Annotated in this window: 12 protein-coding genes; 11 read left to right on the top strand and 1 reads right to left on the bottom strand. The window is 67.6% G+C overall.

Features of this window, described 5'->3' with window-relative positions; genetic code table 11:
- Positions 1-46 precede the first annotated feature (46 nt).
- The 8 genes from AAG565_RS09145 (at position 47) to AAG565_RS09110 (ending at position 7,988) form a co-directional block, all read left to right on the top strand.
- Positions 47-1,579, top strand: a complete 1,533-nt coding sequence (locus AAG565_RS09145; RefSeq protein ID WP_348819278.1) for a fumarate hydratase — start codon at positions 47-49, stop codon at positions 1,577-1,579.
- 69 nt (positions 1,580-1,648) lie between these two features.
- Positions 1,649-2,170, top strand: a complete 522-nt coding sequence (locus AAG565_RS09140) for a disulfide bond formation protein B (RefSeq protein ID WP_348819277.1) — start codon at positions 1,649-1,651, stop codon at positions 2,168-2,170.
- Positions 2,171-2,209: 39 nt separating this feature from the next.
- Positions 2,210-2,692: a ribonuclease E activity regulator RraA gene (rraA, locus tag AAG565_RS09135; RefSeq protein ID WP_348819276.1), complete on the top strand. Its 483-nt coding sequence runs from the start codon at positions 2,210-2,212 to the stop codon at positions 2,690-2,692.
- A 108-nt stretch (positions 2,693-2,800) separates the two neighbouring features.
- Positions 2,801-4,387 carry a malate synthase A gene (aceB, locus tag AAG565_RS09130; protein WP_348819275.1) on the top strand — a complete coding sequence of 529 codons (1,587 nt, stop codon included), beginning with the start codon at positions 2,801-2,803 and terminating at the stop codon, positions 4,385-4,387.
- Between the two features lie 86 nt (positions 4,388-4,473).
- Complete coding sequence (locus tag AAG565_RS09125) at positions 4,474-5,424, top strand: dialkylrecorsinol condensing enzyme (protein ID WP_348819274.1); 951 nt, start codon at positions 4,474-4,476, stop codon at positions 5,422-5,424.
- Positions 5,417-6,568: a beta-ketoacyl-ACP synthase III gene (locus tag AAG565_RS09120; protein ID WP_348819273.1), complete on the top strand. Its 1,152-nt coding sequence runs from the start codon at positions 5,417-5,419 to the stop codon at positions 6,566-6,568. The genes AAG565_RS09125 and AAG565_RS09120 overlap by 8 nt, the downstream gene beginning before the upstream one ends.
- Positions 6,565-6,960 (top strand): hypothetical protein, encoded by a 396-nt coding sequence (locus AAG565_RS09115; protein WP_348819272.1) that lies wholly within the window; start codon positions 6,565-6,567, stop codon positions 6,958-6,960. Before AAG565_RS09120 ends, AAG565_RS09115 begins: the two co-directional genes overlap by 4 nt.
- Positions 6,957-7,988, top strand: coding sequence for a BtrH N-terminal domain-containing protein (locus AAG565_RS09110; RefSeq protein WP_348819271.1), 1,032 nt, complete (start codon positions 6,957-6,959; stop codon positions 7,986-7,988). The genes AAG565_RS09115 and AAG565_RS09110 overlap by 4 nt, the downstream gene beginning before the upstream one ends.
- Positions 7,989-8,084: 96 nt before the next feature.
- Here AAG565_RS09110 and AAG565_RS09105 read toward each other — a convergent pair whose 3' ends face one another.
- A complete protein-coding gene (locus AAG565_RS09105) occupies positions 8,085-10,199 on the bottom strand; it encodes a PhoX family phosphatase (protein ID WP_348819270.1) in 2,115 nt (704 codons plus the stop codon).
- 156 nt (positions 10,200-10,355) lie between these two features.
- On the opposite strand from AAG565_RS09105, the gene uvrY reads away from it, so the two are divergent.
- The 3 genes from uvrY to pgsA are packed head-to-tail and all read left to right on the top strand — an operon-like array spanning position 10,356 to position 13,468.
- A complete protein-coding gene (gene uvrY / locus AAG565_RS09100; protein ID WP_348819269.1) occupies positions 10,356-11,018 on the top strand; it encodes a UvrY/SirA/GacA family response regulator transcription factor in 663 nt (220 codons plus the stop codon).
- Positions 11,019-11,040: 22 nt separating this feature from the next.
- A complete protein-coding gene (gene uvrC, locus AAG565_RS09095; protein WP_348819268.1) occupies positions 11,041-12,858 on the top strand; it encodes an excinuclease ABC subunit UvrC in 1,818 nt (605 codons plus the stop codon).
- A 49-nt stretch (positions 12,859-12,907) separates the two neighbouring features.
- Positions 12,908-13,468, top strand: coding sequence for a CDP-diacylglycerol--glycerol-3-phosphate 3-phosphatidyltransferase (pgsA, locus tag AAG565_RS09090; protein ID WP_348819267.1), 561 nt, complete (start codon positions 12,908-12,910; stop codon positions 13,466-13,468).
- Positions 13,469-13,791: the final 323 nt, after the last annotated feature.

Raw genomic sequence — 13,791 nt, 5'->3', positions numbered from 1 at the left:
AACGGGGTAGCATGCGCGCCCCCGGTTCATCGCGCGACTACCGACCATGACCACGATCCGCCAGGACGATTTCATCCAGTCCATCGCCGACGCGTTCCAGTACATCAGCTACTACCACCCGCTCGATTACATCAAGGCGCTCGGCGAAGCCTATGAACGGGAAGAGAATCCGGCGGCGCGGGACGCCATCGCGCAGATCCTGACCAACTCGCGCATGAGCGCTGAGGGGCATCGTCCGATCTGCCAGGACACCGGCATCGCCACGGTCTTCCTCAAGGTCGGCATGGACGTGCGCTGGGACGCGACGATGTCGCTGACCGACATGGTCAACGAGGGCGTGCGCCGCGCCTACAACCACCCGGACAACAAGCTGCGCGCCTCCGTGCTCGCCGATCCGGCCGGCAAGCGCACCAACACGAAGGACAACACGCCGGCGGTCATTCACACCGAAATCGTGCCGGGCCACCACGTCGAGGTGATCTGCGCCGCAAAGGGCGGCGGCTCCGAGGCGAAGTCGAAGATGGCGATGCTCAATCCGTCCGACTCGATCGTCGATTGGGTGCTCAAGACGGTGCCGACGATGGGCGCCGGCTGGTGTCCGCCGGGCATCCTCGGCATCGGCATCGGCGGCACGCCGGAAAAGGCGATGCTGCTGGCCAAGGAAGCGCTGATGGCGCCTGTGGACATCCACGAACTCAAGGTGCGCGGGCCGTCGAACCGTGCCGAGGAACTGCGCCTGGAGCTGTACGACAAGGTCAACCGGCTCGGCATCGGCGCGCAGGGCCTGGGCGGACTCACCACCGTGGTCGATGTGAAGGTGCTCGACTATCCGACGCACGCGGCCAACCTGCCGGTGGCGATGATTCCGAACTGCGCGGCGACGCGGCACGTGCACTTCCACCTCGACGGCTCGGGGCCGGCGGTGCTGCCGACGCCGACCCTGGAGGACTGGCCGAAGGTCACCTGGCAGCCCGACACGAAAACCGCGACCCGCGTCGATCTCGACACGCTGACCCGGGACGAGGTGGCGCGCTGGCAACCGGGGCAGACGCTGCTGCTGAACGGGAAGATGCTCACCGGCCGTGACGCCGCGCACAAGCGGATCCAGGACATGCTCGCACGGGGCGAGACGCTGCCGGTGGACTTCCGCAACCGCGTGATCTATTACGTCGGCCCGGTCGATCCGGTGCGCGACGAGGTCGTCGGCCCGGCCGGGCCGACGACGGCCACGCGCATGGACAAGTTCACCGAGATGATGCTCGCGCAGACCGGGCTGATCGCGATGATCGGCAAGTCCGAGCGCGGCCCCGCGGCGATCGAGGCCATCAAGAAGCACCGCAGCGCCTACCTGATGGCAGTCGGCGGTGCGGCCTACCTGGTCGCCAAGGCGATCCGCAGCGCGAAAGTCGTCGGCTTCGCCGACCTGGGCATGGAGGCGATCTACGAGTTCGAGGTCAGGGACATGCCGGTGACCGTCGCCGTCGATGCGCAGGGCACCTCGGTGCACGAGACCGGCCCCAGGCAGTGGCAGGCGAAGATCGCTGCATCGATCGGCAAGATTCCCGTCGTCGGCGCCTGAGTGCCCGCAGTTCGCACGCCGTGCGCTTTGCGGGATAATTGGTCCACACGCCTTCGTTCCTTTCCGCCGATGAACCTTTCGTTTCGCAGGCTGGCGCTGCTCGGCTTCGGGGCTTGCGTGATGGGCCTGGCTTTCGCGCTCTACCTGCAGCACTTCCGCGGCTACGAGCCGTGCCCGATGTGCATTTTCCAGCGCATCGCGATGCTCGCCGCCGGTATCGTGTTTCTGATCGCGGCGCTGCACGCGCCGCGGCGCGGCGGCCGCTGGATCTACGCGATCCTCGCGGCCCTGGCTTCCGCCGGCGGGGCCGCGATTGCCGGCCGCCACGTCTGGCTGCAGTCCCTGCCGCCGGACCAGGTGCCGGCCTGCGGCCCCACGCTCGACTACCTGCTGGGCATGCTGCCGGTGATGGAAGTCGTGACGATGGTGCTCAAGGGCGACGGCAACTGCGCCAAGATCGACGCCGCGTGGCTGGGGATCTCGCTGCCGGCGTGGACGCTGATCGCCTTCATCGGTTTCGTGCTCTACGCGCTGGCGATGCCGGTCGTCGCGCGCATCGCCGACCGGCGTTCGCCGTTCATCGGCGTCTGACCCATTCCACTCCTCCCGATCCCGTCCGCTCCGCTCGCCATGACCTACGCCACGACCGACCTTTCCGACGCCCATCCCGAGGCCCAGGTGGCCGAGCCGATCTTCGGCGACTTCGGCGGCCGGATCGCCTTCCACGGGCCGATCAAGACGATCAAGGTGTTCGAGGACAACGCACTGGTGCGGGCGACACTGGAGAAGCCGGGTGAGGGCAGGGTGCTGGTCGTCGATGGCGGCGGTTCGACGCGCTGTGCGCTGGTCGGCGGCAACCTGGGCCAGCTCGCGGTCAAGAACCACTGGGCCGGCATCGTCGTCTATGGCTATGTCCGCGACTCCGAGGAGATCGCCGAGCAGGACGTCGGGGTCAAGGCGCTGGGGACGCATCCGCGCAAGTCGGAAAAGGGCCTGCACTCGGCGGTCGAGGACAAAGTCGTCAGCTTCGCCGGCGTGACCTTCAAGCCAGGCGCATGGCTGTACGCGGATGCGGATGGCATCGTCGTGAGCGATGCGCCCATCCATGGGTAAGCCGGGACTCTCCATGGTCCCGACTATCAAAAAAAGCTAAAGTCCGCGCCTGTTTTTCTGGGCGCTATGGTTTCAAGTATCCCCCTTAGATCAAGAGAGGTTGTTCAGATGAGCGCAGTCAAGGGCGTCGAAATCCTCGGCGCAATGAACCCGGCCTACAAGAAGATCCTGACTCCGGAGGCGCTCAAGTTCGTCGCCACGCTGGTGCGCAAGCATGGCCCGATCCGCGAGAAGCTGCTGGCCTACCGTGAGCAGCGCCAGGCGCTGGTGGACGCGAAGAAGCTCAAGCTCGGGTTCCTCAAGGAGACCAAGAAGATCCGTGACGGCAAGTGGCAGATCGCCGGTATCCCGGCCGACCTGCAGGACCGCCGCGTCGAGATCACCGGGCCGGTCGATCGCAAGATGATCATCAACGCGCTCAACTCCGGCGCGAAGTGCTTCATGGCGGACTTCGAGGACTCGGCGGCGCCGACCTGGGAGCTGATGATGGACGGCCAGATCAACCTGATGGACGCCGTTCGCCGCCGCATCACCTACACCTCGCCGGAAGGCAAGGAGTACCGGCTCAACAAGGACATCGCCACGCTGATCGTGCGCCCGCGCGGCTGGCACCTGCTCGAGAAGCACATCCTGATCGACGGCAAGCCGGCGCCCGGTGGCATCGTCGATTTCGCGCTGTACTTCTTCCACAACGCCAGGGAACTGCTCAAGCGCGGCACCGGCCCGTATTTCTATCTGCCGAAGATGCAGTCGCACCTCGAGGCGCGCCTGTGGAACAGCATCTTCAAGGATGCGCAGAACCTGCTGAAGATCCCGCAGAAGACGATCAAGGCCACGGTGCTGATCGAGACCATCTGGGCCGCGTTCGAGATGGACGAGATCCTCTACGAACTGCGCGACCACATCGTTGCGCTCAACTGCGGCCGCTGGGACTACATCTTCAGCTTCATCAAGACCTTCCGGAACCACGCCGACCGCATCATCCCGGACCGCCACAGCGTCGGCATGGACCGTCACTTCCTCGACAGCTACTCCAAGCTGCTGTGCCAGACCACGCACAAGCGCGGCGCACAGGCGATGGGTGGCATGGCCGCGTTCATCCCGACCAAGGACGCGGCGAAGAACGAGGAAGTGTTCGCCAAGGTCCGCGCCGACAAGCTGCGCGAGGTCAACAACGGTCACGACGGCACCTGGGTCGCGCACCCGGGCCTCGTGCCGGTGGCGATGGCGGTGTTCAACGAGCACATGCCGCAGCCCAACCAGATCGACAAGAAGTTCGCCGACCGCAGGATCAAGGCCGAGGATCTGCTGATGCTGCCCGAGGGCCAGGTCACCGAAGGCGGCCTGCGCAACAACATCAACGTCGGCATCCAGTACATCGAGGCCTGGATCCGCGGCAACGGCTGCGTGCCGCTGCACAACCTGATGGAAGACGCCGCGACGGCGGAGATCTCGCGCGTGCAGGTCTGGCAGTGGCTCAAGTACGGCGTGAAGATGGCCGACGGCCGCACCGTGACCCGCGAGCTGGTGCTGCGCATGATCGACGAGGAACTGGCGACGGTCCGCCAGCAGCTCGGCGACGAGCGCTACTACAAGGGCCGTTTCGCCGAGGCCGCCGGCATGTTCGCGCGCATGTCCACCGCGTCGCAGTGCGGGGACTTCCTCACCCTGCCGGCCTACGCCTATCTCGACTAAACTGGCCGGGATCATGCGGTGAGGACGAGGGCGCGATGATCGCGCCCTCGTCGTTTGCCGCTTCCACAGGCTGTCGGGGAAAGGGGATGAAGCGGGTTCTGGTGGTCTATTACTCCCAGACGGGGCAGCTGGAGCGCGTCGCGCGCTCGGTCTGTGCGCCACTGGAAGGGACCGATGGCGTCGAGGTGGACTGGTGCCCGCTGGTACCGGTGCGGCCGTACCCGTTCCCGTGGCCGTTCTTCCGGTTCTTCGACCAGTTCCCGGAAACCGTTCATCTCGATCCGCCTCCGCTGCAGCCGCTGGCGGTACCGCAAGGCCGGTGCTACGACCTGATCGTGCTGGCCTACACGGTCTGGTTCCTGTCGCCGGCGCCGCCGGTCACCGCCTTTCTCAAGTCCGCCCAGGGCCGTGCGCTGCTGCGTGATACGCCGGTGGTGACCGTCATCGCCTGCCGCAACATGTGGCACATGGCGCAGGAGGAAGTGAAGCGCCTGCTCGCCGAGGCCGGCGCGCGGCTGTCCGACAACGTCGTGCTGACCGATGCCGGCAGCAGCCTGGCGACTTTCATCACCACGCCGCGCTGGATGCTGACCGGCAGGACCGACGGCTTCTGGGGCCTGCCGCCACCCGGCATCGCGCCGGAGCGCATCCGCGAAGCGTCGCGTTTCGGCGTGGCGCTGGCCGCGGCGCTGCGGGACGGCCGGCTCGACGGCCGCGCGCCGGTGCTGCAGGGGCTGGGTGCGGTCGAGGCCGACATGCGCCTGGTGCCGAGCGAGAAGATCGGTCGCCGCAGCTTCCTGATCTGGGGACGGCTGCTGCGCGCGATCGGACCGCAGGGCGCGCCGCAGCGCAAGCCGGTGCTGGCCGTCTATGCGCTGTTCCTGGTCGCGATGATCCTGACGATCGTGCCCGTGACCATGCTGGTCCGCCGCATCGTCCACGCGCTGAACGGCCGGCGCCTGGCCGAGCAGAAACGTTACTTCGAACAGCCGTCGGGCTCGGGGCGCGGACGCCTCGCGGAGGACGCGGGTGGCTGACGGCGTCTATGTCACGCGCATTGCGGCCTTCCTGCCCAATGCCCCGATCGCCAACGACGACATCGAGCCGGTCCTGGGACAGGTCGGCGGGCGGCCGTCCCGCGCACGTGCGCTGGTGCTGCGCAGCAACGGCATCCGCTCGCGCCACTACGCGATCGATCCGGCGACCGGCGCACAGACCCACAGCAACGCGCAGCTCACCGCCGAGGCGGTGCGCCGGCTCGCCGGCAACGGCTTTTCGCTGGACGACATCGACGTGCTGGTCTGCGGGACCAGTTCGCCGGATCAGCTGATGCCCAACCACGCCGTGATGGTGCACGGCGAGCTCGGTTCGCGGCCCTGCGAAGTCGTGGCCACCTCCGGCATTTGTGTGTCCGGCCTGACCGCGCTCAAGTACGCGTATCTGTCGGTGCTGGGCGCCCAGGCGCGCCACGCGGTCGCCACCGGCTCGGAGCTGGCGTCCACTTTCATGCGCGCCGGCAACTTCGAGGCCGAGAACGCGGCCCGCGTCGCCGCGCTGGAGAAGCGCCCGGTCATCGCCTTCGAAAAGGATTTCCTGCGCTGGATGCTGTCCGACGGTGCCGGTGCGATGCTGCTGCAGGACCGGCCGAACGCGGCCGGCCTGTCGCTGAAGATCGAATGGATCGACCAGTACTCCTACGCGAACGAGCTGGAACCCTGCATGTTCGCCGGCGCCGAGAAGCGCGAGGACGGCACGCTGCGCGGCTGGCGCGAGTACGGATCGGCACAAGAGGTCGCGCAGCGTTCGGTGCTGTCGGTCAAGCAGGACGTGCGCCTGCTCGAGGAAGGCATCCGTGTCAGCTCCGGCAAGGCGTTCCGCGCGATGCTGCAGCGTCGCCGGCTGGCCCTCGACGACGTGCACTGGTTCCTGCCGCATTACTCGTCGGAGCACTTCCGCAGCGTCATGGCGGAAGTGATGCCGGATCACTTCAAGATCCCGCAGGAGCGCTGGTTCACCAACCTGAGCGCCAAGGGCAACGTCGGCGCCGCGTCGATGTACCTGATGCTCGACGAACTGTTCCATTCGGACCGGCTGCGCCCCGGCCAGCGTCTTCTGTGCTACGTGCCGGAGAGCGGGCGCTTCTCGATCGCCTTCGCCTGCTTCAGCGTGGTGGGCGCATGAGGGAGGACGAGGTCCCGCAGGACCGCGTCCAGCACTTCGGCGACGCGCGCAAGGCAATGTATGCGCTCGATCGTGCGGGACGCTACGAGACCGTCGCCTCGAGCGGCTGGGAGGTCGAGGCGACCGTCACCGGCGACGCCGTGGCCGAGTTCCGGCGCCTGGCCGACGAAGCCCGCGCCCGCGTGCAGCGCGGGGAGGCCGCGCCGCTGGAATTTCACATGTACGACCGCCGCATGGACCTGCCGACCCTGGCGCAGACCACCGGCCTTTGGCGCTGGCGCATCCGCCGCCACCTGCGTCCGGCGGTGTTCGCGCGCCTGCCCGACCGGCTCCTGAGCCGCTATGCCGATGCACTCGGCATCTCACTTGAACAATTAAAGGCAGTTCCTTGATTGTTAATACGTTTCAGCATAAGCACGCAGGCCATTGCGAAAGCGGCGTCACGGCCAACCTGCTGAGTTTCTACGGCCTGAAGATCAGCGAGCCGATGGCGCTGGGCCTGTCGGCCACGTTGACCTTCGCGCATCTGCCGTTCCTGAAGGTCGGCGGCTTTCCGCTGACCACCTACCGCATGCCGCCCGGCAGCATCTACAAGGGCCTGCGCAAGTCGCTGGGCCTGACGATGGAGCGCCGCACCTTCCGCGACCCGGCCGCTGCGGAAGCGGCGCTCGACGCCGAGCTGGCCGCCGGTCGCCCGGTCGGTCTGCAGACCTCGGTGTACTGGCTGCCGTACTTCCCGCCGGAGATGCGCTTCCACTTCAATGCGCACAACCTCGTCGTCTATGGCCGGGAAGGGGACGATTACCTGATCAGCGATCCGGTCTTCGACCGGCCGCAGCGCTGCCCGGCGGCGGATCTGCGCAAGGCGCGCTTCGCCCGGGGCGTGTTCGCACCCAAGGGCCTGATGTACCGGCCGCTCGCGTTCAAGGCGGATTTCGACCTCGACGCCGCGGTGCGGCGCGGCATCGGCAAGACCTGGAAGATGATGCTGCACGCGCCGGTGCCGATCGTCGGCGTGCGCGCCATCGAGCGCGTCGCCGACCGTATCGCCGGGCTCGACCGGAAGATCCCGGATCCGCGCGTGCAGCGCCTGTGGGTCGGCAACATCGTGCGCATGCAGGAGGAGATCGGCACCGGCGGCGGCGGCTTCCGCTTCATGTACGCCGCGTTCCTGCAGGACTGCGGCGAGGCCCTGCAACAGCCGGCGCTGCTCGAAGCCTCGGCGCGGATGACCGAGGCCGGTGACCAGTGGCGCCAGTTCGCGCTGCTCGGCGCGCAGTTTTCGCGCAAACGTGAAGGCCCCGGCCTGCACGAACTGGCCGGGCAGTTGCGGCGCTGCGCGGCGATCGAGCGGCAGGTCTATGAGCACCTCAAGCGCTGGTCGAAAGGGCGGGCCGGGCAGGGGCGCTCAGCGACCTGATCCCTGCGATGGCGTGGGTCGGTGCCACGCCGGTGCGAAGAAATCGGGCCCGCGGTGCGGGCCCGAATCCGTCCGGACGGCTGGGGCAAGGCCGTTTCAGAGGCCGATCTCTCCGCCGTCGTCGCGCGTGATGACGATGGTGGCCGAGCGCGGCCGCACTCCCGGCGTGCCGAGATCGAGCGCATTGCGGCTGGCATTGGGCCAGTTGCTCTCGAAGTCCGTCAGGCTGCCGTTCTCGCCGGGATGCTGGATGTTGACGAACATCGTCCTGTAGTCCGGCGTCAGATCGACGCCGGTGATCTCGCATCCCGGTACGCCGACCAGGAAGCGCGCCAGCGTCTCCGAGCGGGGCAGGGCGCCGACATAGGTCTTCTGCGTGCCGATGGTCACCGTCGCGCCATCGCCGACCGAGCCGGGCAGGGCCGCGAGCATCATGCAGTTGGTCGCTTTCGGATCGTTGGCGGTTGGCCGGGTGTAGGCGCCGTCGTCGGTCTGGATCCACAGCACGCCGCGCGCATCGCACCACAGGCCGTCCGGCGACGAGAAGTCGTTGTCGTCGGTCAGGCGTGACACGTTGACGTTGGCGGGATAGCTGGCGCGCGATCCGAACAGGTAGATGTCCCAGCGGAAGCGGGTCGCGGCCACCGAGCCGTTGGCCTCGCGCCAGCGGATGATGTGGCCGTTGACGTTGCCGTTCACGCTGTCCGTCAGGCTGCCGGTATCGGCGTCGTAGCAGCGCGGATTCGCCGCATCGAGCGGCTGCGAGCTGCCGCCGCCCTGGCCACGACCGCTGGAGCTGCTGGAGCTGTTGGTCAGCGTGACATAGACCTCGCCGGTCAGCGGGTGGACCGTTCCCCATTCGGGGCGGTCCATCTTCGTGCCGCCGGCGGCGTCGGCCGCCTTGCGCGTATGGATGAGGATCTCGTCGGCGCTGAAGGCGGCCAGGGCGGGATTGCTGGTGGTCAGCGGGATCCAGGTGCCGCTGCCGTCCTCGTCGAAACGGGCGACGTAGAGCGTGCCGGCGTCGAGATACTTGTCACCGGCTGCCAGGCCGCCGTTGGCGTCGGCCGGGTCCCAGTTGGCCGCCGAGACGAACTTGTAGATGTATTCGTTGCGCGCGTCGTCGCCCATGTACACCGCCAGCGGCTTGCCCGCGACGGCCGGCGCGAACCACGCGCCCTCGTGCGAGAAGCGGCCCAGCGCGGTGCGCTTCTTCGGCGTGGCCGTCGGATCGTAGGGGTCGATCTCGACGACGTAGCCGAAGTGATGGGCTGCGTTGCGGAAGTCCGTCGCCGCGGACGCGCCGGTCTGCGCGAGGTTGAAGCGCTTCTGCAGATCGCCGGCCATCAGCGGCGTGTCCCAGCCACGGTAGTTGAATCCGGGCGCGCTGGACTTGATGCCGTAGCGGGCCAGCTCCGGGGTGTCGCTCGCCGCATCGACGGTGAAATAGGCGAACCAGTTCTCCTCGCCGGTCAGGAAGCTGCCCCAGGGCGTCACGCCATGACCGCAGTTGTTGAGCGTGCCGTGCGTGGTCGTCGCGTCCGGTGAGAGCTTGGTCACCAGCAGCGGACTGCCCGCCACGGGCCCGCTGATCTGCATCGGGCTGTTGACGTGCCAGCGCTTGTTCTGTGCCGCGCCGCGGTCCACCGCCCAGCCATTCGCGGACTTGGCGATCTTGATGACCGAGACGCCGTGCGCGTGCTGCTCCTTGACGACCTCCGCCAGCGGGCGTCGGCCCTGGATGCTGGTCGGGCCGTTCGCGTGCAGATAGATGTCGGTCAGTGCCTCGTGATTGACGGCCAGCAGGCCCTCGGTGGCGCTGCCGCTGCCCTTGGGGAACGGGAAGTAGGCCATGCCGTCGTGGTGGTCGCCGGCGCGCCGATCCCAGTTGCCGTCGTCCGAACCGTCGTTGGCATACTCGGCCAGGCCGGCGGCCAGCGGGTCGCCGAGGGCGTAGAGCACACGCGCCGAGTAGCCCGCGGGCAGGGCGACGCGGTCTTCCAGGCTCTTGGCGACCGGCGCGAAGCCCAGACGCCGCGGCTCGCCGCCGTCGTCGCTGCAGCCGGACAGCAGCAGGCCAGACGCGGCGCCCAACGCCACGGCGCTGGCGGAGCCGCGCAACAGGCCGCGGCGGCTGATCAGGGATTCGACGATGGACGAGAATTGCGGATTGTCGGAACGGTTGCTGTCTTCCACGGGGTGATGGCTCACGTTGACTCCTGTCCTGTAGGGGTGACGGTCGAAAGGGAAGCGCAGGCTAGGGAGGACGCGTTACCGTTTAGGGACGTTTCCATGACGTTCGGGGCGTCGCGCCGACTTCGGCCGTGCCGATCGCTGTTAAGATCGGCCCGTGGCAAGGAGATTCGGATGATTCGCATCATGCTGGTGGACGACCATCGTCTGGTGCGCGCGGGCCTGAAGCGCGTGCTGACCGAGGTCGCCGATATGGAAGTGGTCGCGGAAGCAAGCAGCGGCGAGGAGGCGCTCGACTTGGTGCGCTCGGTGGCACCGGATGTCGTGCTGATGGACATCAACATGCCCGGCATCGGCGGGCTGGAGGCGACGCGGCGGCTGCTGCAGCGCAGCCCCGCGACCAAGGTCATCGTCGTGTCGATGCATCTGGAGGAGCCGTATCCGAGCCGCATGCTGGCGGCCGGTGCGGCGGGCTACATCAGCAAGGACTCGGCGGCCGACGAGGTCGTCACCGCGATCCGGCGCGTGCACGGCGGCGGCCACTACGTCGCCGCGGACGTGGCCGGCAACCTCGCCGCGAGCCTGGTCAAGGGGCCGAGCGGCGCGTCGCCGTTCGACCAGCTGTCGCAGCGCGAGACGCAGGTGATGCTGATGGTGACCAAGGGCTATTCGACGCAGGAGATCTCCGACCGCCTGCACCTGTCGCCGAAGACCGTCAGCACCTACCGCTACCGGCTGTTCGAGAAACTGGGGGTCGGCAACGACGTCGAGCTGACGCGCATGGCGATGCGCTACGGCCTGCTGGAAGAGCGCAGCGAACACGTTTCCGCCGGATGAACGCAGCGGTGCAGCCAGGCGGATGAAGCCGACGCCAGCGCCTTTCGACCACAAGGCGTTTCTCTCTCAGCTGTCCACGCTGCCCGGCGTCTATCGCATGTATGGCGCCGGCGACGAGCTGCTGTACGTCGGCAAGGCGCGCAACCTGCGCAAGCGCGTGTCGAGCTACTTTCTGCGCGCCAGCGGCAATCCGCGCATCGAGAGCATGGTCGCGCAGATCCGCCGCGTCGAAGTCACGCTGACCCACACCGAAGACGAGGCGCTGATCCTCGAAGCGACGCTGATCAAGGATCTGAAGCCGCGCTACAACGTCTATTACCGCGACGACAAGAGCTATCCCTACGTGCGCTTCAGCGCGCACGAGTATCCGCGCATTTCGTACTACCGCGGAGCCAGGAATGCGCCCGACCGCTACTTCGGCCCGTTCCCGAGCGCGTCCGCGGTGCGCGAAACCCTGCAGACGCTGCAGAAGCTGTTCCGGCTGCGGCCGTGCCGCGACAGCTTCTTCGCGCACCGTGACCGGCCGTGCCTGCAGTACCAGATCAAGCGCTGCAGCGCGCCCTGCGTCGGCCTCGTCAGCCCCGCGGAATACGCCCAGGAACTGCGCAAGGCGGAGCGCCTGCTCGAAGGCAAGGGCGACGAGCTGGCGCGCGAGCTGACCACGGAAATGGAGCAGGCGGCCGAGAAGCTGGAGTTCGAACTGGCCGCGCGCCTGCGCGATCAGATCGCCGCGCTCAAGCGCGTGCGGCAGAACGAGGCCATGACCGGCGGTGCGGACGACGTCGATGTCGTCGCCGTCGCCTCGCATCCCGCCACGAGCTGCGTGACCGTGGTGTCGGTGCGCGACGGCGTCAATCTGGGGCACCGAAGCCACTTCCCCCGGCATCCGCCGGAGACGCCGCCGGAAGAACTGCTGGAAAGCTTCCTGAGCCAGCACTATCTGCAGCAGGCGCCGCCGACGGAAATCCTCATCGATCACGAACCGGACGATGCCGGCCTGCTCGAAGAGGCGCTCAGCCAGCACGCGCACCGACGCATCCGCGTGCATCGTCCGCTGCGGGGCCCGAAACTGCGCCTGCTGGAGATGGCGCAGCAGACCGCGCAGCAGGCCTTGTCCACCCATCTGCTCGAAGCGGCGAGCATGGACCAGCGCCTGCTCGACCTGCAGCGGGCGCTGGACCTGGAGCGGGCGCCCCAGCGCATGGAATGTTTCGACATCTCGCACACGCAGGGCGAACGCACGGTCGCGTCGTGCGTCGTCTTCGACGAGAACGGCCCGCTCAAGGCCGCCTATCGCAAGTTCAACATCGACGGCATCGCCCCGGGTGACGATTACGCTGCGATCAGACAGGCGGTGGCGCGCCGTTTCGCAAAGGCGAAGAACGGCGAGGGCACGCTGCCGGATGTGCTGTTCATCGACGGTGGGCAGGGCCAGCTCAATGCCGCGCTCGAGGCGCTGGAATCGCTGGAGATTCTCGACCTGCGTGTCATCGCCATCGCCAAGGGGCCGACACGCAAGCCGGGCCTGGAGGAACTGATCCTGCCCGAGCAGGACCAGCCGCTGCGACTGCCGGCCGACTCGCCGGCCCTGCACCTGATCCAGCGGATCCGCGACGAGGCGCACCGCTTCGCCATCACCGGCCATCGCGGCCGCCGCGACAAGGCGCGTCTGACTTCCGGACTGGAGGACGTCGAAGGCCTGGGGCCGGCGCGACGCCGCGCTCTGCTGCGCGCCTTCGGTGGTCTGGCGCAGCTCAAGCGCGCCGGCATCGACGAGCTGGCGCGGGTCGAAGGCGTCTCACGCACGCTGGCCGAACGCATCTACGCGCATTTTCACTAGCGGGCAGCGCTCCGCTATCCTTGCCGGACGCCACCATCCTGCCGCCGACGTGAAGCTGACGCTGCCGCTGTTCCTGACACTGATGCGGGTTGCCGTGATCCCGGTGGTACTCGTTCTGTTCTACGTCGATCTGCCGTATGCGCGTCAGGTCGCCACCGTGCTCTACGCGCTGGCCGGCATCACCGACTGGTTCGACGGCTGGCTGGCGCGGCGCTGGAACCAGACCAGCAAGTTCGGCGCGTTCCTCGATCCGGTCGCCGACAAGCTGCTCGTCGCCGTCTGCCTGGTGATGCTGCTGCACGCCCAGCCCAGCGGCATGCTGGCGCTGATCGTGGCCATCATCATCGGCCGCGAGATCACGATCTCGGCATTGCGTGAGTGGATGGCCGAACTGGGCCAGCGCACCAGCGTCGCCGTCAGCTGGATCGGCAAGTGGAAGACCGCGTTCCAGATGACGGCGATCGGCATGATGATCTGGAAGATCGAGACCTTCGGCATCAACTGGTACGACCTGGGCTATGTGCTGCTGTTCGTCGCTGCCGCACTGACCCTGTGGAGCATGGCGGTTTACCTGCGCGCGGCATGGCCACTGATGCGGGAGTCGGGCTGATCGGCGCAGGTCAATGCGCCGGCTCCCGCTCCCACGCTACGCGACACCGTGTCGCCGGCGCACCTGCGCGCGGCATGGCCACTGATGCGGGAGTCGGGCTGATCGGCGCAGGTCAATGCGCCGGCTCCCGCTCCCACGCTACGCGACACCGTGTCGCCGGCGCACCTGCGCGCGGCATGGCCGCTGATGCGGGAGTCGAGCTGACGGATCGATGCGATCCTGTGCAGTCCTTTCCAATCCAGAGATGAGCCTGAAGGGTGGGTCTGAGTGAGGGGCTGTCAGGCGGCGGGACGCTGGGCTTTGCTGATGGAAAGGAACAACTG

Source organism: Fontimonas sp. SYSU GA230001 (genome assembly GCF_040066175.1).
Taxonomy (GTDB): Bacteria; Pseudomonadota; Gammaproteobacteria; order Nevskiales; family Nevskiaceae; genus Solimonas.
The sequence above is the reverse complement of the archived record's forward strand: the minus strand, read 5'-3'. Positions and strand labels throughout refer to the sequence as shown.